The following is a 24,279-nucleotide window of genomic DNA, read 5'->3' on the forward strand; positions in this document are numbered from 1 at the left end:
GTAATACGGGTCAGAAGTCGAACTCTTCCGAATCAATCGGATCCGGGTCTGGATTGGTCCACGAGAGAATCATCGCGGGCGTGCACGCGCCGATCAGCATTGCAGTCAGTGCCAATAAACCTCCCGTGTAAGGCAGCCTCTCTACATTCCACTGCACCGAAGAGGTGAAAATGAGGAAAATGGCGACAATGAACACCAACGTTTGGGTCACGCTCAACCCGACAGAGCGAGCGTCATTGCGTTGCTGGATCTCCCATTCGTCCAAAGCCTGCCGCGGCGCATCCCCTTGCCGACCCGACACGATTTGAAGTGAGGACCACGTCGGCAGGAACAACAGGGTGAGGATCGGCCAAGCCACCGCGAAGAGCGGATTGAACAGGCACGCTATGCCGACGGCAATCATCAAGGCGAAAAGGACTCCGAGGGCGACGACGAGCACGCGCCGACGTCGACGGGTCCGCCAATTCGGGAGCCAATGTCGGAACGTCTCCTCGTTCTGCAGGAACCGCCGAGTGCGGTGGGCCTGGTAGCGGTCGATCAGATTCGATTCAGGCACTGGGCTTTTCACTCCCCTCGATAATGCGGTCAGTCCGGTAGACCTCCGTCGACGGTGCATTCCGGTAGACCTCCGTCGACAGCGGCCCGAACTCCGTCCGCGAGAACACCGCCTCGACCGGTAGGTCGAATACCCAGCAGATCCGAAATGCAAGATCCAGGCTGGGGTAGTGGTCGCCGCGTTCGAGTGCCCCCACCGTCTGCGGATTGACGTCGACGAGTTGTGCAAGCTGGGCCCGACTCATCTTCCGCTCGGCGCGAAGCACTCCGATGCGATTGAAGATAGGGAGCGCGTCTCCCCGCCGGACTGGGCTCATGTATCAAAGTGTTGTAAAAACCCAACAGTTTGTCAACACGAACCGCGATAGTCCCGCTTCTGGGTGATGCCGGCGGATAAGGTTCGGGCAATGGAAGGGGCTTCACATGGTGGTCGAACAGTTGGTGCTCGAGAAGTCCCGCCTGGTCGTGCAGGTGCGCGAGGACGGTAGCTACAGCGTGGGACCGCAAGGGCGCGAACCGCTCTGGCGCGATCCGATGGAGAAAGGTGCCGTCATCGGTATCGGTCAGCACACTCCAGGCGATGTCGAAGGCGAATCATGGTGGGTCGTGTACGGCCAGTCGGACACCACGGCTGACGTCACCGTTCGACTCGAGGACGGGTCGCACGTGCCGGTTTTTCGTCTCGGCGAGATCTTCGCCAGTGAATGGGTGAGCACCCCGCAGCAGGCGTTGTTGTACCGGTCTGATCGCCCGGTGGAGTCGCAGCCCACCAAACTGTCGGTCTTGTTCGCCAGACCGAAGTTCATGCCCAAGGCGGCGTTTCCGGAGAATGATCGTTTGTAGGTCTCGCGAGGTCGGCTGTGGAGAGCCGGTCGGGCTTGTGCTCAAAATATTACGGTACGTACTGTACCGTTTAATTATGACAACTTGGCCGAACGACCTCGCAGTGGCGCAAGTGCGCGTAGCGCGACCCACCGACCGACTCGACGACGTGATTGCGTTCTATCGCGACTGCCTTGGATTGCCGGAGCTCTACCGGTTTTCCGGACATGCCGGCTATGACGGAATCATGCTGGGTCTGCCGGATGCGAACTATCACCTCGAATTCACGACCCACGAAGACGGAAGCCCGTGCCCGGCGCCGACGCAGGACAACTTGTTCGTGCTCTACTTCGCCGGCGAGTCGGCGATGTACGAGGTGGTTCAGCGACTGGGTGAGGCGGGGCACGAACCCGTCGAAGCCGAGAATCCGTACTGGGAGGAGAATGCGGGAATGACTTTCGAAGACCCTGACGGCTGGCGGCTGGTGCTCATGCCGCGGCCGGTGCTGTAGATGGTGCGCGCCCGCGACGAGCGGATCGACGACGCAGTACTGTCCGCCACCCTGGAATTGTTGGGGGAGAACGGATATGCGGAGCTGTCGATCGGATCGGTGGCGACGAGGGCTGGTGTGCATCGCCCCGCCATCTACCGTAGATGGCCGTCAAAGCGGCACCTGGTGGTGGACGTCGTCGTGGCGCATATCGGCACTGATCCAACGCCGGACACCGGCGATCTCAGGGCAGACCTGGTCGCCGGCATCACGACACTGGTTGTGGGACTGAGCGAAACGGTAGTTGGTCGGATACTGCCCGCGTTGGTTGCGGATCTGGCCGCGGACCCGGAATTGGCGCGGGATTTCCAGTCGGCATTCTTTCAGCCGCGACGCGATTCCACTGCGGCAGTGCTGGAATCGGCGCGCCTACGCGGTGACATTCGGAGCGACTTCGACCTGGACTTCGTCCTGGATGCCTTGGCGTCCCCGATCTATTACCGAGCGTTGTTCCGTCACTTACCGCTGGACGCGCTCCTGGCTGAGCGGGCTGTCGATTCGGTTCTGTTGACGTTGGCTCCGCACGAGAATCTCTGAAGTCGTTCCGATTCAGTTCAATTCGAGCGGATCGGGTCCGACACGGCTGTCGGTGTTCAACGCTGCGATGGCAGCTGACTCGTCGGCATCGAGTGCGAAGTCGAAGATCGCGGCGTTCTCGCGCATGCGGGCTGGTGTGACCGACTTCGACAGTACGGTGTGTCCCTGCTCGAGATGCCAGCGCAGAATGATCTGCGCCGGGCTCTTTCCGTGTGCTGCAGCAACTTTCCCGATGGTCGGGTCGTCGAGGATAGTTCCCTGTCCCAACGGACTCCAGGCCTCGATTTCGATGCCGCGGCTCTGTGCGTACTCCCGTGACGCGTGCTGTTGCAGTCTGGGGTGCAGTTCGATCTGGTTGACGGCTGGGGTGATCGAGCTGTGCTGGGCCAGCAGGTCGAGGTGTTCGGGGAGGAAGTTGGACACACCGATCGCACGGGCGCGGCCGGAGGCAAGAATCTCTTCGAAAGCGGCCCAGGTCTCCACGAACAGGCCCTTTGCCGGCGCCGGCCAGTGGATCAGATACAGGTCGACGTAATCGACGCCGAGCTTGTCGAGGCTCGAGTCGAATGCGGCGAGCGCTCGGTCGTGGCCTTGATCGTCGTTCCACAGCTTGGTGGTGACAAACAGCTCTGACCTCGAAATATCCGAAGCGGCGATGGCGCGGCCGACGCCGGCCTCGTTTCCGTAGATCGCGGCCGTGTCGATGTGGCGGTAACCGATCTCGAGAGCGGTGGCAGTGACCTCTTCGGTCTGCGCGTCCGGTACCTGGAAAACGCCGTACCCGAGTTGCGGGATGGTGATCGGCTCGCCGGTGGTTCCGTGAGTCAGTGTGCGGTCGGGGATCGACAACATTGAAGAGCGCCTTTCAGGACTGGGTGTGGCAGCTTGACGGGGGATCGTGTCGCCCGTGAGCCATCTATGCCGCGCATGCAACTATTGCGTGCGCCTGGTAAATAGTTGCACACGCGGGTTGTCTGCGCAAGCAGCGCTGTTGGCTACTCCTCGAAGAGTTGTCCGTTCTCCATCCGCCACCGCCGCGTGCTGCGGGTGGATTGGAGCATGCGTCGATCGTGAGTGACGAGGAGGAGGGTTCCCTCGAACGACTCCATCGCCTGCTCGAGTTGTTCGATCGCCGGAAGGTCGAGGTGGTTCGTCGGCTCGTCCAGTACCAGTAGATTCACGCCGCGGGCCTGGAGTAAAGCCAGTGCAGCCCTTGTTCTTTCGCCAGGGGAGAGTGAAGCGGCAGATCTGAGCACGTGGTGTCCACGCAGGCCGAACTTGGCGAGGAGCGTGCGGACATCGGCGTCTGGCCAGTCCGGAACCTGAGCGCCGAAGGCTTCGACTACTGGTTGATCGCCTTCGAACAATCCGCGCGCCTGATCGATCTCACCGATCGCGACACCTGAACCCAAAGATGCGATGCCCTCGTCCGGGACGAGTTTGCCGAGCAGGACGTTCAGGAGGGTGGTCTTGCCGGCACCGTTTGCGCCCGTGACGAGAATTCGATCGCCCCAGTCGATTTGCGTCGTGACCGGACCGAACGTGAACTGACCGCGCTTTACCGTGGCGCCGTTCGTGGTTGCGACAACGGAACCGGACCGCGGAGCCGCCGCGATTTCCATACGCAGTTCCCACTCTTTCCGCGGTTCCTCGACCACTTCGAGTCGCTCGATGCGGCGTTGAGTCTGGCGGGCCTTCGCGGCTTGCTTCTCCGTCGACTCGGTCCGCAATCCGCGCCCGATCTTGTCGTTGTCCTTGGCCTTACGACGCGCGTTCCGGACGCCGTGTTCCATCCAGTTGCGCTGCATCTGTGCGCGATCTTCGAGATCGGAGCGGGTGCCGGCATACTCCTCGAAGGCCTCGCGTGCGTGCTGGCGGGCTATCTCGCGTTCGGCGAGGTACGACTCGTAGCCGCCGTCGTACACGGCGATGTCCTGTTGTGCCAGATCGAGTTCCACGATCCCGGTGACGGTGCGCGAGAGGAACTCGCGATCGTGGCTCACGACGACCAACGCGGCTCGGGTCTCGGCGACAAATCGTTCCAACTGCTCGAGACCTCGCAGGTCGAGATCGTTGGTGGGCTCGTCCAACAGGAGAATGTCGTAGCGCGAAAGCAGCAGCGATGCGAGGCCGGCGCGTGCGGCCTGACCGCCGGACAACGCCGTCATGTGAGCGTCGAGGGGTACGCCCAGTCCGAGTTCTTCGACTACCTTCTCGGCGCGCTCGAACAGATCGGCGCCGCCCAGCGCGAGCCAGCGCTCCAGCGCCGGGGAGTACAGATCCTCTTCGGCTTCAGCCAGCGTTTCGGCCGCGGTGTTCATAGCCGCCTCGGCGTGCGCGACCCCGGTGCGTCGGCCGAGGAACTCGAGGACGGTTTCACCCTCGATGCGGTCGGGTTCCTGCGCGAGGTAACCGACCGCAGCATCCGGCGGGCTGAGGATGATCGAACCCTCGACGTCGGCGGTTCCGATTCCGGCGAGGGCAGTGAGAAGCGTCGACTTGCCGGCGCCGTTTGCCCCGACGAGGCCGATGACGTCGCCAGGCGCCACTGTCAGATCGAGGTCGGAGAACAGGGTGCGTTCTCCCCGGGAAGCAGAGAGGCCGCTGATGCGCAGTGTTGCAGTCACCTGAGAAGTATCCCTGGTGCTGTGCGCCTCTGTTAATCGGTGCTGTGCGCCTTTATTAACCGCGGGCGGTTAATAAAGGCGCACAGCAGTTAGTCCCGAACCAGGTGATACCAGCACGGATGTGCCGCACGGACCGGAAGTGGGGATTCGCTCACGTCCGCGGCCATGCTCGAGGCCGTCGACCACCCGTCGAATGCGCGCATGACGTCTTCTTCGGAGACACCATGTGGCATCGGCCAGCGGTGACCTGGCCCGAACGCGAACATGACCATGGACGCGCCCGGCGCGGTGATCGCGTTGACCGACCTCCCGTAGTCCCGTCGCTGATGTTCGGACAGCCCGTGAAAGCAGCCGATGTCGAGTACCAGCATGTGCCCACCGTCGACGGCTATGTGCAGGTCTGCGGCGTCCTCATGGAGGAACCGGACGTCGACGTGGGCTTCACGTGCATGGATGCGCGCTTTGTCCAACGGTTCCTGCTCGGCGTCGACGCCGGTGACGTGCCAACCGCGTTGCGCCAGCTCGATCGAATGACGTCCGGTGCCGCAGCCGATATCGAGGGCACGGCCACCTTCCGGAACGGTAATCGCGTCGAGAAGTCCGGACAGCTGAGCGTCGAACCCGTGCCCGGTGTGCTCCCACGGAGTGACGCCGACCTTGTAGGCGAGACGATATGAAAGATTCATCGCTCTCTCTTTTCTCGAGGCGATTCCAATACTTGTCTTCCAAGGTAGACCGGCATTTCGGGCGGTACAAGGGCACTCCCCGGATGTTCGACGGGGAATGCCTCCGTGCTCTGGCGCGTTGGTTCCGAATATGACCGAAACCAACGATGTGACCTCTGTACCGACAATTGTTCTGAACGACGGTAAGACGATCCCCGCACTGGGATTCGGTGTGTTCCAGGTTCCGGACGACGAAACGCAGGAAGCCGTCTCCACCGCCCTGAAGACCGGCTACCGCAGTATCGACACCGCCAAGATCTACGGCAACGAGGTGGGCGTGGGCCGCGCTATCGCCGAATCCGGCATCGCCCGCGAAGACCTCTACATCACGACGAAACTGTGGAACGACGACCAGGGTTACGACTCGACGCTTGCCGCATTCGACGCCAGCCTCGACAAGTTGGGTCTCGACTACCTCGATCTGTACCTGATCCACTGGCCGGTTCCGTCCAAGGACCTGTACGTCGAGACGTTCAAGGCATTCCAGAAGCTCAAGGCCGACGGACGGGTTCGTTCCATCGGTGTCTCCAACTTCACCATCGAGAACCTCGAGCGTGTCATCGGTGAAACCGGTGAGGTGCCGGTCCTCAATCAGATCGAGCTCCACCCCAAGTTCAACCAGGCAGAACTGCGCGCCTTCCACACCGGAAAGGGAATCGCGACGGAAGCGTGGAGCCCGCTCGGCCAGGGAACCGTTCTCGGCGACCCCGTCATCACTGCTATCGCCGACGCTCATGGCGTCACCGCGGCTCAGGTCATCATTCGCTGGCACCTGCAGATCGGCAACGTGGTGATTCCGAAGTCGGTGACCCCGGAACGCATCGCAGCCAACTTCGACGTCTTCGGCTTCGAACTGACTCCGGAACAGATCAACGCGATCGGCGCTCTCGACGACCCGGCCGGCCGTATCGGCCCCGACCCGGTCACGCTCGGCAGCTAGAACTTCCGGTAGATCCACAAACGGCACTCCCGCAGTTGCAGGAGTGCCGTTTGTCGTGTGCGGTCAGTTCAGATGTGTTCGATGTTCTGCAGTGAATGCGATGTGCTCGTCCGTGCGTCCGGTGCGGAGCTTGTCGACCCACTCGGGATCGGCGAGCAGCGCGCGTCCGATCGCAACCATGTCGAATTCATCGTTCTCGTACTGAGCTTCGAGACGCTCCAGTCCGGTCACAGCCGATGCAGCGTCGCCGGTGAATGCCGTCGTGAACACGGAATCGAGTCCGACCGAGCCGACGGTGATAGTCGGCAACCCGGTCAGCTTCTTGGTCCAACCGGCGAGGCCGAGCTTGCCGTCTTCACCGTCAAGCTCAGCGAATGCCGGTTCCCAATGACGCCTCGTCGACGGATGCAGGACGTCGACGCCGGCGTCGACCAGGGGAGTGAGGATGCGGCCGAGTTCTGCCGGGCTCTGCGCGATACGAGCGTCGTACTGGCCGGACTTCCACTGCGAGAATCGGTAGACGATCGCGAACTCGTCCCCGACTGCCTCTCGGATTGCGGAGACGACCTCGGCCGGGAAACGGGTGCGAGCTTCGAGCGATCCGCCGTATCCATCGGTCCGGACATTGGTTCCTGCCCAGAGGAATTCGTCGAGCAGGTAGCCGTGTGCGCCGTGCAACTCGAGACCGTCGAAGCCGGTGTTCTTCGCGTTGAGCGCGGCATCCACCCACGACTGCTTCAAGTCGTCGAGATCCGACGTGGTGAATTCGCGTCCCAAACGGGTGCCGTCCAGCGCCAGACCGGAGGGGCTGACGGTTTCGACCTCGGGGTTCAGGTGCGAGTTCTCGCCGCGCTCGACTCCGAGGTGCCACAGCTGAGGAATGATCGATCCACCCTCGGCGTGGACGGCGTCGACAACCGACTTCCAGCCGCCCAGGCTCGAATCACCGTAGATGCGCGGTACGCGGGTGTGCGGGCCGGCTGCCGGGTCGGGGATGTAGGTGCCTTCGGTGATGATCAAGCCGACACCACCTGCTGCGCGACGACGGTAGTACTCGGCGACGTCGGCGCCGGGGATTCCGTCGGGAGAGAAGGCGCGCGTCATCGGGGCCATGGCGAAACGGTTGCGCAACGAGAGTGATTTGACCTCGAAAGGCTCGAAGAGGCCGCGCAACGCGGAGGCCTCGGGTGCTGTCGATGTGTCGGGAAGAGTCACGGGATTGTTCAACACAGCGGACCCTCGACCTATTCCGCCGCATGAGTTTATCTCCCTGAAATCTGCAAAAGGTTGCGTACGTTCGGTTTTCGATCAGTGTCTATGTCGACCAAACTTAGTTTGTGCATTAACTATTAACATGCGATATGGTCGTGCGGAAAGTTTCTGAGGGCGGTATCGAGCACGAAAGAGGACGCGCGAGCATGACAACGACGGTGCCGAACGAGCGGGCCGGAGAGCTGGAGCCGATTCCGGAGCGGCCGTATCCGAAGCGTCGTGATCCCAAGGGGTCGTGGATGCTCGAGATGATCAAGACGACCGATCACAAGAAGATCGGGATCATGTACTTGATCACTGCGTTCGTGTTCTTCCTGATCGGCGGTCTGATGGCGCTGTTCATGCGCGCAGAACTGGCCGTTCCCGGGATGCAGTTCCTCTCCAACGAACAGTTCAATCAGCTGTTCACCATGCACGGCACGATCATGCTGCTGCTGTACGCGACCCCAGTCGTCTTCGGGTTCGCGAACTACATACTTCCGCTGCAGATCGGTGCGCCCGACGTGGCGTTCCCGCGTTTGAACTCATTCGGGTTCTGGCTCTTCACTTTTGGTGGCCTCATCGTCCTCGGTGGATTCCTCACGCCGGGCGGCGCCGCCGACTTCGGTTGGACGGCGTACACCCCGCTCTCCGGCGCGGTACACAGCCCCGGCGTCGGAGCTGACCTGTGGGTCTTCGGTCTGACGGTTGGTGGCCTCGGCACCATTCTCGGTGCGGTCAACATGATCACCACCGTGATCTGCCTGCGCGCACCCGGTATGACCATGTTCCGCATGTCCATCTTCACCTGGAACATCTTCATCACCAGCATCTTGATCTTGATGGCGTTTCCGCTCCTGACCGCCGCGTTCATGGGTCTTTTCGTCGACCGTCACCTCGGTGGGCACATCTTCGACCCGGCATCGGGCGGAGTTCTGTTGTGGCAGCATCTGTTCTGGTTCTTCGGTCACCCTGAGGTGTACATCATCGCGTTGCCGTTCTTCGGAATCGTCTCGGAGATCTTCCCGGTCTTCAGTCGTAAACCGATCTTCGGTTACACCGGATTGGTCTATGCGACGCTCGCGATTGCTGCCCTCTCGATCGCGGTATGGGCTCACCACATGTACGCGACGGGTGCTGTTCTCCTGCCGTACTTCTCGTTCATGACGTTCCTGATCGCGGTGCCCACGGGTGTGAAAATCTTCAACTGGATCGGAACGATGTGGAAGGGGCAGTTGACTTTCGAGTCGCCGATGCTGTTCTCGGTGGGCTTCTTGATCACCTTCCTCTTCGGTGGTCTGTCGGGTGTCATCCTTGCGAGCCCGCCGATCGACTTCCACGTCACCGACACGTATTTTGTTGTCGCCCACTTCCACTACGTGGTCTTCGGCACGGTCGTGTTCGCCACGTATGCCGGTATCTACTTCTGGTTCCCGAAGATGACGGGGCGTCTGCTCGACGAGCGGTTGGGCAAGTGGCACTTCTGGACCACCTTCGTCGGCTTCCACGGCACGTTCCTCGTCCAGCACTGGCTCGGCGGCGAGGGCATGCCGCGTCGTTACGCCGACTACCTGCCCTCGGACGGATTCACCGTGCTCAACTCGGTGTCCACGATCTTCGCCTTCGTGCTCGGTGCGTCGACGCTGCCCTTCCTGTGGAACGTCTTCAAGAGTTACCGCTACGGCGAAGTTGTGACCGTCGACGATCCGTGGGGCTACGGAAACTCGCTGGAGTGGGCGACAACCTGCCCGCCGCCGCGTCACAACTTCACCGAGCTGCCGCGCATCCGCAGCGAACGCCCGGCCTTCGAACTGCACTACCCACACATGGTCGAGCGAATGAGGGCGGAGGCGCATGTGGGTCTCACCGGGCAACCCACGTCGACGTTGGAGAAGAGTGACGATCATCGCCAAATTGATTAGTGCAATAATAGTTACTGCACTAATTAATCTGATAACATCGGATTCATGACGACGAAGGCTCCGCAGACGCAGATGGACGATCCGCTGGCTCTCGACCGGCAGGTGTGCTTTGCACTTGCGGTCGCGAACCGGGCGGTGCTGTCCGTCTACCGGCCACTGCTCGAGCCGATGGGCCTCACGCATCCCCAGTATCTGGTGATGCTGGCACTGTGGGGAAAGTCGCCGATGGCGGTCAAGGAAATCGGGCAGGCACTGCAGCTCGATTCGCCGACACTGTCGCCGCTCCTCAAGCGACTCGAGGCGTCCGGGTTGATCACGCGAACCCGTAGCCGCGCCGACGAACGTCAACTGGACGTGGACCTCACCGAAGCGGGTGTGGCGCTGCGCACGGAGGCGGAGAAGATCCCCCCGGCGGTTGTCGCGAAGCTCGGCGTGAGCCTCGCCGAACTCGAAGAACTCCACAATGTTCTGACGCGGGTCAACGAGGCCGCGCTCCGCGCCGGAGCCTTGGACCAATGAGAGAAATGTGATGACTGCATCCGAGAGAATCGTGATGACTGCGTCAGTACCGTCGATGCGTACCGAACAGGTGACTTCCGTGACTTCCAAAAAGCAACGTACGAGCCCGAATCCCCTTCAGTGGTTGGGCTATTCAGTGGGGCGCAAGCTGCCCGATTCCATGCAGGAATGGGTGCGAAACGACCTGATCGGTGACTGGGCTGTGCCGCGTCACCTGATCCGCAGCATGGTGCCGTTCATTCCAGTCTTCGCGGCCTTCATGCTCTTCCCCGGGCCGTTGGCCCTGCGGGCATCGATGGTGCTGCTCGGAGTACTTCTGGCACTGTTCTATTCGGTCTCCTACATGGCTCAGAACAGGTCGCGTCGCCTCGAGCGTCACGGTTTGCCTTCCGACCTCGAGAACCCCAAGAAGATCTCGCGCCACGACGCCGAGAAGGCCGCCTACGAGAAGCTGCACGGCGGCCCCGCGACGTAGCACCTCGGTCACATACCGTGGAGGGCGCTGCCGCCGTTCATCTCACAGACGCGTTGCTCCACGGCCGCCGAGAAGCCGCCCACAGGCTCGGTCGAACGAAGAGCCGATGCGACATCTTGCTCGACCAGGTATCCGTTGATCGCGATTGCCGCCGTCGACCCGGCAGCGGCAGCGCCTATCACCTGAGCGCGAGGGTCGACGACGTTGCCGGCGCCCCAGACGCCTGGAACGCTGGTGGCGCCGGAAGGGTCGACAGCCGCGAATCCCGTAGGGCCGGTTTTGCACCCGAGTCGCGTCAGATGCGCGTCGTTCGGAATGGAACGCGGCGCAACGAACAGTGCTGAGCGAGGGACCAATTGCCCGTTGTCGAGTTCGACGGCCTTCAGTTCGCCTCTCTCGCAGATCAATCCAGAGACTAGTCCGTCTACGACAGTCACCCCACGCGCAGCAAGTCGCGCGCGTTCGTCACGGGTGAGCGAGATGTGCTGGGGGAAGAATATCACATCCGACGACCACTGTCGGAGTAGAAACGCCTGGTGAAGTGACATCTCGCGAGCGTCGCCGCCGAGAACGCCGATCGGCTCGTCACTGATCTCGTATGCATGGCAGTACGGGCAATGGAGCACGCTCTGTCCCCAAAGCTCCCGAATACCCGGTATTTCCGGGAGTGAATCCCGTAGGCCCGTGGCAACGAGCAGAGTGCGGGTCTCGAGGGTTGTGCCTCCTGAAAGTTCGACGACAAAGCCGGGTTCGATACCGCGCCAGGAGACGTCGACGACGTCATCGCGATTGAATTCCACTCCGTACGTCTGCAATTCGCTGCGCCCGACGGCAAGCAACTCACCGGGCGCCATGCCGTCTCGCGAGAGGAAGCCGTGCATGTGTGCTGCCGGCGCGTTGCGCGGTTTGCCGGAATCGATGACGGCGACCGTGCGCCGCGCACGACCCAACACCAGGGCTGCGCTGAGTCCGGCGGCGCCACCGCCGACGATCACGGCGTCGAGGATCTCTGTTTCAGTGTGTGTTCGCATGAGCACAGGTTGCCTGCGGACGAGAAGTTTCAGCAACTATTGTTGCCATTTCTGGGAATCGTCGTCAGACTCGGACCATGAATGTCAACGGTCCGCACATCGATGCCGCCATCTCGCAGATCGGCGCGCGCCTCAAACGCATTCGTACACAGAGGAACGTCACGCTCACAGCGCTGTCCGAGTCCACCGGTATTTCGAAGAGCACTCTGTCGAGGCTCGAAGCGGGGGAGCGTCGCCCGAGTCTGGAGTTGCTGCTTCCGATCGCGCTTGCCCACCAAGTGCCGTTGGACCAGCTGGTGGCGGCACCGCAGGTCGCCGATCCGCGCATCCAGAGTGCGCCTCGAAGCGTCAGTGGGCGAACGGTATTGCCGTTGACTCGGCAACCGGGTGGGTTGCAGGCATTCAAGATGACCATCCCCGCAAGCCAGACGGAACCGGACCCCCAAGTGCACGACGGTTACGAATGGCTGTACGTGTTGTCGGGGAGGTTGCGGTTGGTGTTGGCTGATCACGACATCGTGATGGGCACGGGTGAAGCTGCTGAATTCGACACCCGAAACCCACATTGGTTCGGCAGTGACGGGCGCGGCCCGGTCGAGGTGCTGAGTCTGTTCGGCCCGCAGGGAGAACGCATCCACGTACGTGCCAAGCCTTCGGCGAAGTGACGGACAGTCATACTTTGTTCGATGCAGGCGGAAGCAAAGTGGACGGTGAGGGATCTGTGCGAATCGAAGTTGACGACTTGAGCCGGGATGCGGTCCGTGCCTTACTGACCGAACATCTCGCCGACATGCATGCGACCTCGCCTGCGGAGAGCGTTCACGCGCTGGACGTCGCAGGTCTGACGGATAGCTCCGTGACCATGTGGACGTTGTGGAGCGAAGGCGACGAGCTACTCGGTTGTGTAGCTCTGAAGGAACGGTCGTCGAGCGGTGGTGAAATCAAGTCGATGCGAACATCTTCGGCCGCTCGAGGGCGCGGAGTGGGAAGGCGACTTCTTCAACACGTCGTGGACGAGTCAAGACAACGGGGCTACCGGCAACTCGAATTGGAGACCGGTACGCAAGACTTCTTCGACCCGGCACGGCGACTGTATGCAAGATTCGGGTTTGTGCCGTGTCCACCATTCGGGAACTACCGCGAAGATCCGAACAGTGCCTTCTTTGTTCTCGCACTGTGAACAGTTCTCACGCAATGAACATTCGGGCAGTGACGAGTCGTACTGCGCTGTCGAAGTTCATGATTGCGGTGTCGAGCACCAGCCGTTCCACGGTCCACGGCTCGTAGTCTCGATCCAGGATTTCCTGCCACGTAGGTAGTACAAGATCCGGGATGTCGACGACACGCTGCTCCGCGCGTCGGCGATGCTCGTCGGGATCCGAACAGATGACCTCGATGTTGAGCAAGCGCGCCGAATTTTGTTGTGCGGTAGCGGACCAGGCGTCTCGTGTCACCTCGACCGGGTTGACGCATTCGACCACGACCGAGAGCCCCATTCGCAATTGTTCGGCGGCGAGCGCGTACCCGATGATGTATCCAGCGGTCCCGGACGCATCAGCGATACCGCTGCCGGTCAGTGCCTGTTCGATGGTATCGATCCGCACGTAGGGAATCTGGTGTTGCCGGGTAAGTGCCCGCGCGATCGTCGACTTGCCGGTGGCCGGCAAACCACCGATCACGACCAGTGTTGCGCGGGCCGACGGCTGGGGGTTGTGTCCGGCATCCACCATCCTCGAAATGTACGGGGCGTCGTCGATTTACGCCGACTCGCCCCGTACTCCTCTCAGTTCGGGATCGCGAACTCTCGAGCTTCGAATGCCAAGTCGTCGGCGGCGGATTCCATCCGAGCCGTCGCACGGTTGGGCGCTGTCAGCACTGCGACAATCGGAACTGCCAACGCCAGCAAGCCGAGAACGAAGACGGGGAAGAGGAAGGAGAACACTTCGAGCCCCTGCGGCGCCGGGGCTGCCGCGTCGTGGACAACTTCGACTGCGGCCATTCCGGTGTAGTGCATACCGACGACCGCGATACCCATGATGATTCCGGCGACAAAACGCAGAATCGTGGACTCGAGCACCATGGTGAACCACAATGCGGCGGTGCCGGCGACGACTGCGATGAGAACCGACAGTGCAACGAAGAGCAGGTCGTAGTGGATCTCGCCCTGAAAGCGCAAGGCGCGCATACCCGTGTAATGCATGATGTTCACGGCGAGACCGGTCACCAGGCCCCCGATCAGAAGCCGCGTCCAGCGGAATTCGGTCCCGATGATCAGCAGACCGACGAACACGGCGCCCACCGAGATGATCGCAGAGATCACGGTCCATCCGAGGTTGTATCGAATGGGACTGCCGGGGACTGCGAAGCCGAGCATGGCGATGAAATGCATCAGCCAGATGGCGACGCCACCGATCGACAGGGCAGCCATGGCGAGCCATCGCATGCGTGTGGCGGTTGTCGTCGCCGACGCTGAATGCCTGGTGCACGCCAGGCCGACTACCGACCCGACCACGGACACGACGTAGGCGAGCCCGAGCAGCCAGATTCCCATCGAGAAATGGTGCATTTCATCCGACATGCCAGTTCCTTTCGGTGACGATTCGCATCTGGTGATTCATCTAGACGACTGCTTCGGCTGCGAGTCGTTCGAGGGAGTACTCGGTGATGGCGATCAACGCGCGTTTGGCCGATTCGCGGTTACGGGCGTCGATCTCGATCATGGGAACGCGGTTGGGCAGAGCCAACGCCTGCCGGAGATCGCTCGCCGAATGGATTGGTGCGCCGTCGAAACGGTTGACCGCCACGATGAACGGGAGCCCTCGCGCCTCGAAGAAGTCGACTGCGGCGAAGCTGTCTTCAAGGCGGCGAGTGTCGACCAGAATGACCGCACCGATCGCACCGGTGATGAGGTCGTCCCACATGAACCAGAAGCGGCGCTGCCCCGGGGTTCCGAATAGATAGAGGACCAGGTCGTCGGCGAGAGTGATTCGTCCGAAGTCCATCGCGACCGTCGTGGTGCTCTTGTCGGGAGTTGATCCGAGATTGTCGATACCGTCGCTGGCGTCGGTGACCATGGCCTCCGTGCGAAGGGGGACGATTTCGGAGACGGTCCCCACAAGCGTTGTCTTGCCAACACCGAAACCCCCGGCGATCACGATTTTGGTCGATTTCACGCGAGACGATGAGTCAGAGTGCCCGAAGTCCACTGAGGGTCCTTTCGATCAGTTCGCGTCGCTCGACTCGAGATGCGTCGCTTCGCAGAGTGGCATGTATTTCCAGTGATCCGGCTACTACGAGGTCGGCAACCAGTACCCGCACGACTCCGATCGGAACACCCAGGTGGGCAGCGATCTCGGCTATCGAGATCCGCTGCTCACACAGTGCGACAATCGACGCACGAATATCCTGCGGTGCAAGATTGTTCGAGACCACGTCTTCGATCGTCGCGATGATCGCTTCGAGCGGGAGGTCGATGGACGGCAGGGTCCGACCTTCGGTGAGCGCGTACGGCCGGACCAAGCTCGGTTCGGCGTCGTCGTACTCGGATTGGTGGTGAGGCATCGGACTCAAATACCCTGCGATGTTCGCGGAGCAATGTCCATGGTTGTCCCGACGCGATCGACGAGAGTCGCCATTTCGTAACCGATCTGGCCGATGTCGCATCCGGCAACGGCGAGGGCGGCAAGGTAAGCACCACTACCGACACCCATGAGAAGTAGGTACCCGTTCTCCATCTCGACGACGGACTGCATGACGGCCCCACCGTCGAAGAGGCGTGATGCACCCGCGGACAGGCTGGCGAGTCCGGAAGTGACAGCGGCCAATTGATCCGCCCGATCGAGCGGCAGGTGTGTGCTCGAGGCCGTCAACAACCCGTCGGCTGAGACGATGATCGCGTGACTCACACCCGGCACGTCTCGGGCAAAAGCCGAAACCAGCCAGTCGAGTGCGCGGGGAGTCTCTTGGGCTCCGACAGTGTTCACTGTTCTCCTTCATCGTTGTGCAACATCGTGGACGATTCGAAAGACTGTCCGCCATCGCGCTGATGGTCGGCGGCGTGCCGCCGCCCTCGTTGTACTCCGGATTGGTAACTGCTCCAACCGCGTTGGACGTCCGCCGGATTGGATGCGTGACGCTGAGTCGAGCCACCACCGCCGACGGCGCCAGGAACCAGCCGGGCTCCGCGGTCCCGAATGGGAAGTCCGGAATCGGCGATCTTGGTGACCGGCATTTCGAATGACGTTCGAGCAGCCACCCAGCCTTGATCGGCGTCCGTGGTCCACGAGCTGCCGGTGGAAGCCGCTGACGTCTCCGCCGTCGGATCGACAAGCCACTCCGACACCATCCGGGCAAAAATCGGCATCGTGGACGGGGCGGCGGGCGCGCCGTTCGAGTTGCCGTCGCCTGCGCTGTCAGCGCGCGCCGATGGTCGGGCAGAGAGCCCGTCACGGGTACGCGAGGAGAAGAACGCCGCAGTATTTGTCGGTGTCGGGGCTGAGAGCCGGTGCCGTGGCGGCGGAGTTGTCGACGGTTGGGGACCCACCGGAATCTCGGGACCCTGTGCCGGCGAGGTGAATTCCGGCGACGGAGCCCGAACGGGAAGGGCCGTTGGTGTTTCTGTCCCCGAGGGATCGAGCAGAGGAGCGAAGGATGACACCGACGAATTGGGTGCCGGAGAAGTCGGAGTCGAGGTGCTGACCGCCGGTACTCCGCTGGTGCCCGGGGTTCGACGCGGTAGCCCCGAAGGTGCCGTTGCCGGCGGCGTCGACTGCGGTGTGATCGGGGCGAACGTCTCAGTCCGATCGGTGCTGTTGGCGGGCGTTCGACGTGGGAGATCAGCGAAGCTTCTGGTCGCAGGCCGCGGAGGTGCGGATTCGGTCGGGACGGGCTGTGACCATGACGGTGCCGACGGTGCCGACGGTGCGAACGGTGCAGACGTTGCGGGAGGGGGAGTCCGATCGAGCGTGGGAACGGGTCCGGTTCGCGGCGTGCGGATCTCGGGTGCCCGAGAAGAATCGAGGATCGACGTCGGTAGGAGCACCGTGGCGGTGATGCCGCTGTGTGTCGACGACGTTGCCGTCGGGCGCAGGCGCACAGAGATGTTGTAGCGACGACTGATTCGGCTCACGACGAACAAACCCATGCGACGCGCTGTATCTGCGCTCATCTCGCCGCCGGCGGCGAGGCGTTCGTTGGCATCGAGGATATCGGCAGGTGACATGCCGATACCGAGATCAGCGACCTCGACGATCATGGAGCCGTCGATGGTGCGGGCGGCGTTGATGGAGACGGTGGTTTCAGGTGGGGAGTACCGCAGCGAATTGTCGAGCAGCTCGGCGATGAGGTGAACGACGTCCGGGGCCGCATGACCGGTGACGACTCCGGGCGGAATCTGCCCGAGTTCGACGCGTCGATACTCCTCGACGCCTGACACGGCGGCACGAAGGGTATCGCCGAGGGCGATGGGGGCGGTCCTGGCGCGGCGTACATCGGTTCCGGCGAGAACCAACAAGTTGTCGCCGTTTCGGCGCATTCTCGCGGCGATATGGTCGAGGCGGAACAGATTCTCGAGGCGACGCGGGTCGTCTTCGTCCTGCTCGAGCTGTTCGATCAAACCGAGTTGCTGGTCGACGAGGGACTTGTTACGCCTCGACAGCGTTTCGAACATGTCGTTGACCTGGCGCCGCAGGGTGGCCTGCTCGCCGGCCAGCGTGATGGCCTGACCGTGCATGTCGTCCACCGCGCGTGCAAGCTCGCCGATTTCCTCGTGGGTGCGGATCGGGACACGGGCGAAGTCGACGTCGTCGATACTGGCACCTGCGCGAATTCGTTCGATCGCGTCGGGGAGTCCGCGTCTCGCTGCCTGCAATGCGGCAAATCGCAACCGGCGGATCGGATCGATGAGCGATCGGCTGATGACGAGGGCGATGGCAAGCGCCAGCAGGACCGCGCCGAGCACAATTGCGGTATCGCGAAGTGCCGCGGTTCGTGCGGCGTTGGATTCAGCGGTGACGGTATCGCCGAACTCGGTGACGGTGGTGTCAGTCAGGCTGTTGTACTGCTCGTTTCCAGATTTCAGATCGGTGCCGACGCGGCTCCCCAAGGGAGAAGTCGACGGGGTCGATCCGAGTGCGTTGATCCGGTTCTGAGCCGAGTTGCTGAGGTCCTGGACGGTGTCGTTGGTTCCGTCGATCGTGAGGATGTTGTTCAGAGCGACCAGTTCGGCGCCGGCAGCGCTGACCATCGAGGTGCGAGCCTGCTGGTCCGGATCGCCTGAGCCGAAGAGGATTCGTTGTTCGGCCAAGGCTCGTCGCGCTTCCCAGAGTGCGGACAGTCGACCACCCTGTTCACGCAGGACTGGGCGCTGAGAATGCTCGACGACGCTGGTGAAGGTGCCGGAAAGGGCTCGTGAGACCTCACCGACCCGCGAAACCAGGCGAGCGGGTGCCACCGCGCCGGCGGCGATCTCCTCGGTGATGGAACGGCTCTCGGCCAACGCCGAAGTCACTTGGTCGTTGAGGGCATCGTCGGACTGGAACGTGCGGGCGGCATCGACAAGTTGGTCCATCGCGTCGGAGACTGCTTGCGTGGCAGGAGCGGTGTCGGAGCGTGCCGATGCCGCTTCGGCGAGTTCGTACAATGCCGATTCCAGATTGATCGCTGCTGGCACTGCGAGGGCGCGCTCGGACGAGGAACTCAGCTGCGCGGCTTCTTCGAGTTCAGTCTGAACTCGAAGGGCTCCGAGGACAACGGCGACGATCATCGGCAATGCGAGGACAGCGATGACCTTCCATCCCAGGCGCCATTCGCCGATCGACCACCAAGAGGTTGTCGTGTGTGAATCGTGTTTCATGCGGAACATGGCCCCTTCACGTCAACCCCCCGTGGGTCATTGCCCGAACCCCTTCGATCCGGTTTGACCAGAAGGAGTAGTTAGCTGAACGGTAACAGACTGTTCGCTGGCTCGCTACATTCCAGTTGTCTCAACGGATCGACCATGACTATATCGGGATTGTAAGACCAGGTGAAAGGCTAAACGGACAAGTGCGGCGAATAGGATAGCCGAGTTGTTCGATTTGGTAGCTATCTGAACTTTGGTTCGTAAGCGTGAGGGAACTCTCCGCAATGGTGTCTGACTCTGCACCGAACGTCGAGGACAGGTCCGTACGAGGCGGACCCGCGTGTCAGACTGTGGAAACCGCGCCGATGACCGAATCGAACCTTGGAGCCATAGTGGGTGGACCTGCTCGCGATGCGTTGCGCGCGATCGCGGAACTGCTTGCCCCGAACAGCTCGACAGTCATCGACCGTGTGACTCTCGCAATCGACTACCCGGAACGGTATGTCGCAGTACAGAACGAGCTGTACTCACAGAAGCTCGAGAAGCCACACGCCGAATTGGCGTGGTTCGCTCTCGTCGACGCGTTGCACGAACAAGAACTCCTCGTCTGGGTGGACTGGAACGAGGACGCGGGCGAGGTTCTCGGCCAGCTGCGAGAGCTGAAGTCTTCGCCCGCAAGTGCGGGATCGTGGGAGTGGGCAGACAGCCTTGCCGCTGCCTTCGATCGAGCTGCCGGACTGGAATCGCTTCTCGCGCGGGTGGGCGACAACATCGCCGGGGCAGGCGTTTCCGTGGCCTGGCTCGACTGCGACAGCGATACGTTTCTCGTTGTGCTCGTCCCGAGTGATCGAGCCGCAACACTCGTCGAACTCTCACTGACAACCGGGCACAGCGTCCGCGTGTTCTAGCGTCTCAGCGTTTACCGAGGAGACGACGGAATCCCTCGATTCGGTCGCTCAGTCTGGGCGGCGTGCGCTCGGGATCCATCAGCGCGTTTTCAGCGAGCACGTGGTCTTCGCCGTCCACTGTGTTCCGGTCGAATTCGCGCAGACTGCGAGCGTTGGAAGACGCAAGACTGCGAACCGTCGACAACAGTGAGCGCTCACGCAATGCGTCGTCGACTTCTTCCTCGGTGACGTCGAGGTGCTCGCTGAGTAGACGGCGCCTCAAACCGATGATCGAGGCCCGCAACTCGACGTCTGCGGCGTCGTCGGATTCGACGGCGATGTCACACTCCGTATCGAACCCCATCGAACGGTTGTTGAGGTTCGACGAACCGATTCGCAGGAGACGATCGTCCATCACGAGAACCTTGGCGTGGACGTAAATAGGTGCGCCAGAAGAGGTCACGGGATAAAACGCACCGAATCGGTTGTGGATATCGGCGGCCCACAGCAGATGCAACAGGTCGTGGCGCGCCCCGTCCATCGCCTTTTGTTCCAGCCAACCGTCGGCGTTGCGCGGAATGACCAGAACGATCTCCGGTCCGTCGTCCTCACGCAGGCGCGCGGCAATCGCCTCTGCCAGAGTGCGTGAGGCGAGGTACTGGCTTTCGATGTACAGCGTGCGCTCGGCCCCGGCGATGGCCGCGAGATATAGCGCCTCGATCTCACGCACCTCCGTGCGTTCGCCGAGCTCCGGCAATGTTCTGGCGACGGCTACGTCGACAACCCGCAAGGTGGGCGCCAGATTGACGGGCCACGGAGTCGCAGTGCTCTCGACCGGTGTGAGATCCTCGCCGGTTGCGGATTTCCAGCGTGCCCGCGCCAATTCGCCGATGGCCGCCGCCGCATTGCCGTCGACCGCCGTGGTCGCGTCATGCCAAGGGCCGTAACGCCTTCCGCTCGGCGTGATTCGGTAATCGTTTCGGTCGACGTGATCCGAGGTGTCCCAGCGGTCCACAGTCATGTCGATGCCGCCGCAGAACGCCAGGGCGTCGTCGATGACGATGATCTTCTGATGGTGCGCCGCGCCCACCGGGTGGGCGCCGTCGATCTCGAACCGAAGGCGCTCGTCGGTCAACCAGTTGGACACGAAGACAGGAGTCATACCGCGGCCGATTGCGGTGAACGCCCCGATGTTCCATTTGAGTACGAGGATTTCGAGGTCGGGTTTCTCGCGGACCAGCCAGCGGAGGAACATTCCCAACCGGTTGGGGCCGTCGAGCGTCTGCTTGCCTGGTTCGAGTTTGATACGCGTGTCGAAGTCCCAGCCGATCAACATGATTCGCTTTTCGGCTTGCAACATCGCGGACTTCGCATGGTGAAAGTAGTCAGCGGCGTCGATGATGCAGGCAAGATTGTCTGCCGGCTCGATGCGCCAGCAGGTTTCGCCCGGAACAAGAATTCTGTTCATTCGCCGATCCCCAGGTAAGCCGTCAGTTCGCGAGCTGCCGCTTGGCCCGCGCGGTTGGCTCCGATCGTCGAAGACGACGGACCGTATCCCACCAAGTGCACGCGAGGGTCGGCTTCGACCTGCGTGGCGAGGCGTCCTGTCATCGGGATTCCGCCACCCGGCCCTCGTAGGTGCAACGGAGCCAGGTGATCGAGAGAGCTACGAAATCCGGTGCACCACAGGATGACATCGGCATCGATAGCGGTGCCGTCGGCCCACTTCACGCCGTTCGGAAGAATTTCGGAGAACATCGGGAGTCGATTCATCACACCACGCTCACGTGCTGCCCGAATGGCAGGCGTTACGGGGAGGCCGGTGACCGAAACAACGGATCCCGGTGGCAGACCGCGTCGTACACGATCCTCGACCATGGCCACCGCAGCGCGGCCGATGTCCGGCGTGAACGGCTCGTCGCGGAACTCCGGTTCGCGGCGCGTCACCCAGGTGGTGGTCGTGACGCGTGAGATCTCGTCGAGCAGTTGGATGGCCGAGATCCCGCCGCCGACCACGACAACATGTTTGCCTTCGAACTCCGCGGCGGTTCGATAGTCCTTCGTGTGGAGCTGTCGGCCACGAAATGAATCGGCCCCAGGGTAATGGGGAATGAAGGGTCGCTCCCAGGTTCCCGTCGCGTTGATCAAGCCTCGGGCCGCGAACACTCCGTGGTCGGTCTCGATCCGCAGTCGCTCTTCCCTCGGGCACACCACTCGCGTGTGTACCGGGCGGTGGACGGGAAGTTCGAATTGCTTTTCGTACAGTTCGAAGTAGTGGGGGACCGCCACCGATGCAGGCACCTGTTGGGCGTCGGTCCCGGTGGTTTCCGCGAAAGACATTCCCGGGAGGTCATGCACACCGTTGACGGTGCTCAGTGTCAGGCTCGGCCAACGGAACTGCCACGCTCCGCCCGGACCGGACGCATGATCGAGCACCACGAACCCCGATTCGGGGGCGATTCCGAACTTGCGCAGGTAGTACGCGGCGGAGAGTCCGGCCTGTCCTGCGCCGATCACCACCACGTCAACCGGATGTGGTTGCTGTGCGGCAAGGTCGTCTGTACTCATCGGTAATCTAACCTCCTGATGTACAGAACTTAGCTGCAGAGAAGTATGCGGACGGTATCGGCGCCTCGGAACAACCCTGTGTCGAGCCTTCCAGAAACGAAAGAGAGCGGACATGATCGGGTTCTCCCGTGACGGCAACGTCGTGACCATCGAGTTGCAGCGTCACGAGCGTCGTAATGCGCTCAGCGCGGAACTCTGCATCGCGATACGGGACGCGATGAACGCGGCAGTCGCCGAGCATGCGCACGTCGTCGTCATCACCGGTGAGGGATCGGCGTTCTGTGCAGGGGCAGATCTGTCCGGCGACGTCTACATGGAGGGCTTCACCGACCGCCTGTTCGAGATGCTTCGGTCGATCGACACGGCGCCCATCCCGGTCATCGCCGCCGTCAACGGTCCGGCCATCGGCGCGGGTACGCAGCTGGCCATCGCGTCGGATCTGCGCGTCGTAGCACCGAGCGCTCGCTTCGGAATCCCGGCAGCCACCCTCGGTGTCTCGGTGGACAAGTGGACCATGCGCCGGCTCGCGTCGCTGGTCGGCGGCGGTCCCGCGCGCACCATCCTGCTCGGGATCGAGCAGATCGGCGCTGAGGAAGCCTTCACCCGCGGCCTCGCCAACAAGATCGGAACCCTCGCCGACGCCCAGGAGTGGGCGCACCGCATCGCGAATCTCGCACCGCTGTCCTTGCGGCACATGAAGATGGTCCTCAACGACGACGGCACCATGGAGGAGCAGTCTCCCGAGCAACTCGACGCCCTTCACGCCGCCTGGCTCAGCGAGGATGTCCAGGAAGCCCGCGCCGCCCGCATCGAAAACCGCCCTCCCGTATTCAAGGGAAAGTAAAGCCAGTTGCAGGGTACTCAGGCGCCACGCACGCGGGGCAGATAGTGGCTACGCTCGTCTGAATGAAGAAGACGACGCTTCTCGGAGTTGCTGCAGTTGCCGCGGCAACAGGATGGGTGGCGCGAGCCGCATGGGGAATCCCGACGCAGATCGGGGCATCGCGGAACACGGTGCAGCCGTATGCGGCGATGTCCCCGCGATACCGGGACAGGCAGTTCCACAATTCGGAGCCCAGCAGCACGTTGGTCCCGGGCACCGATGCCGGGATGTTCAAGTCGATGGCTACGCGAGGGTCGACGGGTCGGCCGCGTCAGCCGATTCCGTTGGCCACTCCGCTGGCACCGGCGGTAGCGGGCGACGCGGCGGTGACGTGGTACGGCCATTCGAGCGTTCTCGTCGAGGTCGACGGATACCGTGTTCTTGCTGATCCGGTGTGGAGCGAACGCGTATCACCCTCGGCCACAGTGGGTCCCGCACGAATGCATCCCGCTCCGGTGGCCTTGGCCGATCTTCCGGCGGTCGATGCGATCGTCATCTCCCACGATCATTACGACCATCTCGACATGGCGACGGTCAAGACTCTGACTCGCACACAGACGGCTCCGTTTGTCGTGCCGATCGGTATCGGTGCTCACTTGCGGCACTGGAAGGTGCCCGAGAACCGGATCGTGGAATTGGACTGGGACGAGTCGACAAAAATCGACGAGCTGGTTCTCACGTGCACCGAGGCTCGTCACTTCTCCGGTCGCGGTCTCGTTCGGAACACGACCCAGTGGGCGTCATGGGTGTTCGCCGGTCCGAAGCACCGGGTGTTCTTCGGTGGTGACAGCGGATACACATCACGTTTCGAACAGCTGGGTGAAACCTATGGGCCTTTCGATCTGACGCTTCTCCCCGTCGGCGCGTACGACGTGCGCTGGCCGGACATTCACATGAATCCCGAAGAGGCAGTGCAGACGCACATCGACCTCAACAAGGGCGACGGGTCGCGCGGTGTATTCGTCCCGATTCACTGGGCGACCTTCAACCTCGCGTTTCACTCGTGGTCGGAGCCGATCATTCGCCTCAACGAGTCGGCCGCAGAGGCAGGCACGACCGTGTCGGTTCCGATGCCGGGCGGCAGGATCGACGCGTTGTCGCCCACACCTCCGTCGAAGTGGTGGATACCGCTGGGATGAGCGGAGA

27 protein-coding genes are annotated in these 24,279 nt (G+C 62.2%); 12 read left to right on the forward strand and 15 right to left on the reverse strand.

Going from position 1 to position 24,279, the window contains the following annotated elements; genetic code table 11:
• Positions 1-10: 10 nt before the first annotated feature.
• Together ACFWEM_RS07345 and ACFWEM_RS07350 are read right to left on the reverse strand one after the other, a co-directional pair.
• Positions 11-556 carry a hypothetical protein gene (locus ACFWEM_RS07345; RefSeq protein WP_378532382.1) on the reverse strand — a complete coding sequence of 182 codons (546 nt, stop codon included), beginning with the start codon at positions 554-556 and terminating at the stop codon, positions 11-13.
• Positions 549-872 (reverse strand): helix-turn-helix transcriptional regulator, encoded by a 324-nt coding sequence (locus ACFWEM_RS07350; RefSeq protein ID WP_378446291.1) that lies wholly within the window; start codon positions 870-872, stop codon positions 549-551. Before ACFWEM_RS07350 ends, ACFWEM_RS07345 begins: the two co-directional genes overlap by 8 nt.
• A 106-nt stretch (positions 873-978) precedes the next feature.
• On the opposite strand from ACFWEM_RS07350, the gene ACFWEM_RS07355 reads away from it, so the two are divergent.
• The 3 genes from ACFWEM_RS07355 (at position 979) to ACFWEM_RS07365 (ending at position 2,464) form a co-directional block, all read left to right on the forward strand.
• Positions 979-1,398: a hypothetical protein gene (locus ACFWEM_RS07355; RefSeq protein WP_378532384.1), complete on the forward strand. Its 420-nt coding sequence runs from the start codon at positions 979-981 to the stop codon at positions 1,396-1,398.
• 76 nt (positions 1,399-1,474) lie between these two features.
• The gene (locus ACFWEM_RS07360) at positions 1,475-1,888 is read left to right on the forward strand and encodes a VOC family protein (RefSeq protein WP_378532386.1); all 414 of its coding nucleotides are present in this window, start codon (positions 1,475-1,477) and stop codon (positions 1,886-1,888) included.
• Positions 1,889-2,464: a TetR/AcrR family transcriptional regulator gene (locus ACFWEM_RS07365; RefSeq protein ID WP_378532388.1), complete on the forward strand. Its 576-nt coding sequence runs from the start codon at positions 1,889-1,891 to the stop codon at positions 2,462-2,464.
• Between the two features lie 12 nt (positions 2,465-2,476).
• Here the strand turns inward: ACFWEM_RS07365 and ACFWEM_RS07370 are convergent, their stop codons facing one another.
• The 3 genes from ACFWEM_RS07370 to ACFWEM_RS07380 all read right to left on the reverse strand — a co-directional run bounded on the left by ACFWEM_RS07370 (position 2,477) and on the right by ACFWEM_RS07380 (position 5,777).
• On the reverse strand, positions 2,477-3,316 hold the full coding sequence (locus ACFWEM_RS07370) for an aldo/keto reductase (RefSeq protein ID WP_378532391.1): 840 nt from the start codon (positions 3,314-3,316) through the stop codon (positions 2,477-2,479).
• 143 nt (positions 3,317-3,459) lie between these two features.
• A complete protein-coding gene (locus ACFWEM_RS07375; protein WP_378532393.1) occupies positions 3,460-5,091 on the reverse strand; it encodes an ABC-F family ATP-binding cassette domain-containing protein in 1,632 nt (543 codons plus the stop codon).
• Positions 5,092-5,180: 89 nt separating this feature from the next.
• Positions 5,181-5,777, reverse strand: coding sequence for a class I SAM-dependent methyltransferase (locus ACFWEM_RS07380; RefSeq protein WP_378532395.1), 597 nt, complete (start codon positions 5,775-5,777; stop codon positions 5,181-5,183).
• A gap of 130 nt (positions 5,778-5,907) precedes the next feature.
• On the opposite strand from ACFWEM_RS07380, the gene ACFWEM_RS07385 reads away from it, so the two are divergent.
• Positions 5,908-6,756: an aldo/keto reductase gene (locus ACFWEM_RS07385; protein ID WP_019744860.1), complete on the forward strand. Its 849-nt coding sequence runs from the start codon at positions 5,908-5,910 to the stop codon at positions 6,754-6,756.
• 63 nt (positions 6,757-6,819) lie between these two features.
• Here the strand turns inward: ACFWEM_RS07385 and ACFWEM_RS07390 are convergent, their stop codons facing one another.
• On the reverse strand, positions 6,820-7,971 hold the full coding sequence (locus ACFWEM_RS07390; protein ID WP_378532774.1) for an NADH:flavin oxidoreductase: 1,152 nt from the start codon (positions 7,969-7,971) through the stop codon (positions 6,820-6,822).
• A 203-nt stretch (positions 7,972-8,174) separates the two neighbouring features.
• Here ACFWEM_RS07390 and ctaD point away from each other — a divergent pair, with 203 nt between their 5' ends.
• From ctaD to ACFWEM_RS07405, 3 genes are read left to right on the forward strand one after another with little or no spacing between them, the layout of a single operon-like run.
• Positions 8,175-9,929, forward strand: a complete 1,755-nt coding sequence (ctaD, locus tag ACFWEM_RS07395; RefSeq protein WP_378532397.1) for a cytochrome c oxidase subunit I — start codon at positions 8,175-8,177, stop codon at positions 9,927-9,929.
• Positions 9,930-9,974: 45 nt separating this feature from the next.
• Positions 9,975-10,448, forward strand: a complete 474-nt coding sequence (locus tag ACFWEM_RS07400; protein WP_378446301.1) for a MarR family winged helix-turn-helix transcriptional regulator — start codon at positions 9,975-9,977, stop codon at positions 10,446-10,448.
• 34 nt (positions 10,449-10,482) lie between these two features.
• Positions 10,483-10,923, forward strand: a complete 441-nt coding sequence (locus tag ACFWEM_RS07405) for a DUF5313 family protein (RefSeq protein WP_378532399.1) — start codon at positions 10,483-10,485, stop codon at positions 10,921-10,923.
• An 8-nt stretch (positions 10,924-10,931) separates the two neighbouring features.
• On the opposite strand, the gene ACFWEM_RS07410 is transcribed toward ACFWEM_RS07405, so the two are convergent.
• Positions 10,932-11,960, reverse strand: a complete 1,029-nt coding sequence (locus ACFWEM_RS07410) for an NAD(P)/FAD-dependent oxidoreductase (protein ID WP_378532401.1) — start codon at positions 11,958-11,960, stop codon at positions 10,932-10,934.
• A gap of 71 nt (positions 11,961-12,031) precedes the next feature.
• Here ACFWEM_RS07410 and ACFWEM_RS07415 point away from each other — a divergent pair, with 71 nt between their 5' ends.
• A complete protein-coding gene (locus ACFWEM_RS07415) occupies positions 12,032-12,619 on the forward strand; it encodes a helix-turn-helix domain-containing protein (protein ID WP_037128769.1) in 588 nt (195 codons plus the stop codon).
• Positions 12,620-12,675: 56 nt separating this feature from the next.
• Positions 12,676-13,134, forward strand: a complete 459-nt coding sequence (locus ACFWEM_RS07420) for a GNAT family N-acetyltransferase (protein WP_378532776.1) — start codon at positions 12,676-12,678, stop codon at positions 13,132-13,134.
• 7 nt (positions 13,135-13,141) lie between these two features.
• On the opposite strand, the gene ACFWEM_RS07425 is transcribed toward ACFWEM_RS07420, so the two are convergent.
• Genes ACFWEM_RS07425 through ACFWEM_RS07450 form a run of 6 tightly spaced genes read right to left on the reverse strand, consistent with a single transcriptional unit; the run spans position 13,142 to position 18,807 of the window.
• Positions 13,142-13,684: an AAA family ATPase gene (locus tag ACFWEM_RS07425; protein WP_378532404.1), complete on the reverse strand. Its 543-nt coding sequence runs from the start codon at positions 13,682-13,684 to the stop codon at positions 13,142-13,144.
• A gap of 53 nt (positions 13,685-13,737) precedes the next feature.
• Positions 13,738-14,532, reverse strand: coding sequence for an MHYT domain-containing protein (locus ACFWEM_RS07430; RefSeq protein ID WP_378532406.1), 795 nt, complete (start codon positions 14,530-14,532; stop codon positions 13,738-13,740).
• A gap of 40 nt (positions 14,533-14,572) precedes the next feature.
• On the reverse strand, positions 14,573-15,160 hold the full coding sequence (locus ACFWEM_RS07435) for an ATP/GTP-binding protein (RefSeq protein ID WP_378446307.1): 588 nt from the start codon (positions 15,158-15,160) through the stop codon (positions 14,573-14,575).
• Positions 15,141-15,515 (reverse strand): DUF742 domain-containing protein, encoded by a 375-nt coding sequence (locus ACFWEM_RS07440; protein WP_019744850.1) that lies wholly within the window; start codon positions 15,513-15,515, stop codon positions 15,141-15,143. Before ACFWEM_RS07440 ends, ACFWEM_RS07435 begins: the two co-directional genes overlap by 20 nt.
• 5 nt (positions 15,516-15,520) lie before the next feature.
• The gene (locus ACFWEM_RS07445) at positions 15,521-15,937 is read right to left on the reverse strand and encodes a roadblock/LC7 domain-containing protein (RefSeq protein ID WP_003940329.1); all 417 of its coding nucleotides are present in this window, start codon (positions 15,935-15,937) and stop codon (positions 15,521-15,523) included.
• Positions 15,934-18,807 carry an ATP-binding protein gene (locus ACFWEM_RS07450; protein ID WP_378532408.1) on the reverse strand — a complete coding sequence of 958 codons (2,874 nt, stop codon included), beginning with the start codon at positions 18,805-18,807 and terminating at the stop codon, positions 15,934-15,936. Before ACFWEM_RS07450 ends, ACFWEM_RS07445 begins: the two co-directional genes overlap by 4 nt.
• Positions 18,808-19,160: 353 nt before the next feature.
• Between ACFWEM_RS07450 and ACFWEM_RS07455 the strand changes: the two genes are divergently transcribed.
• Positions 19,161-19,703 (forward strand): hypothetical protein, encoded by a 543-nt coding sequence (locus ACFWEM_RS07455; protein ID WP_378532410.1) that lies wholly within the window; start codon positions 19,161-19,163, stop codon positions 19,701-19,703.
• Between the two features lie 4 nt (positions 19,704-19,707).
• On the opposite strand, the gene ACFWEM_RS07460 is transcribed toward ACFWEM_RS07455, so the two are convergent.
• Positions 19,708-21,150, reverse strand: coding sequence for a phospholipase D-like domain-containing protein (locus tag ACFWEM_RS07460; protein WP_378532412.1), 1,443 nt, complete (start codon positions 21,148-21,150; stop codon positions 19,708-19,710).
• Positions 21,147-22,250, reverse strand: coding sequence for an NAD(P)-binding domain-containing protein (locus ACFWEM_RS07465; RefSeq protein ID WP_378532414.1), 1,104 nt, complete (start codon positions 22,248-22,250; stop codon positions 21,147-21,149). The genes ACFWEM_RS07460 and ACFWEM_RS07465 overlap by 4 nt, the downstream gene beginning before the upstream one ends.
• 112 nt (positions 22,251-22,362) lie before the next feature.
• Between ACFWEM_RS07465 and ACFWEM_RS07470 the strand changes: the two genes are divergently transcribed.
• Positions 22,363-23,094, forward strand: a complete 732-nt coding sequence (locus ACFWEM_RS07470) for an enoyl-CoA hydratase (protein WP_378446313.1) — start codon at positions 22,363-22,365, stop codon at positions 23,092-23,094.
• 62 nt (positions 23,095-23,156) lie between these two features.
• Positions 23,157-24,272, forward strand: coding sequence for an MBL fold metallo-hydrolase (locus tag ACFWEM_RS07475; protein ID WP_378532416.1), 1,116 nt, complete (start codon positions 23,157-23,159; stop codon positions 24,270-24,272).
• The last annotated feature ends 7 nt before the right edge of the window (positions 24,273-24,279 follow it).

The organism is Rhodococcus sp. NPDC060176, from assembly GCF_042728675.1.
Classification (GTDB): Bacteria; Actinomycetota; Actinomycetes; order Mycobacteriales; family Mycobacteriaceae; genus Rhodococcus_F.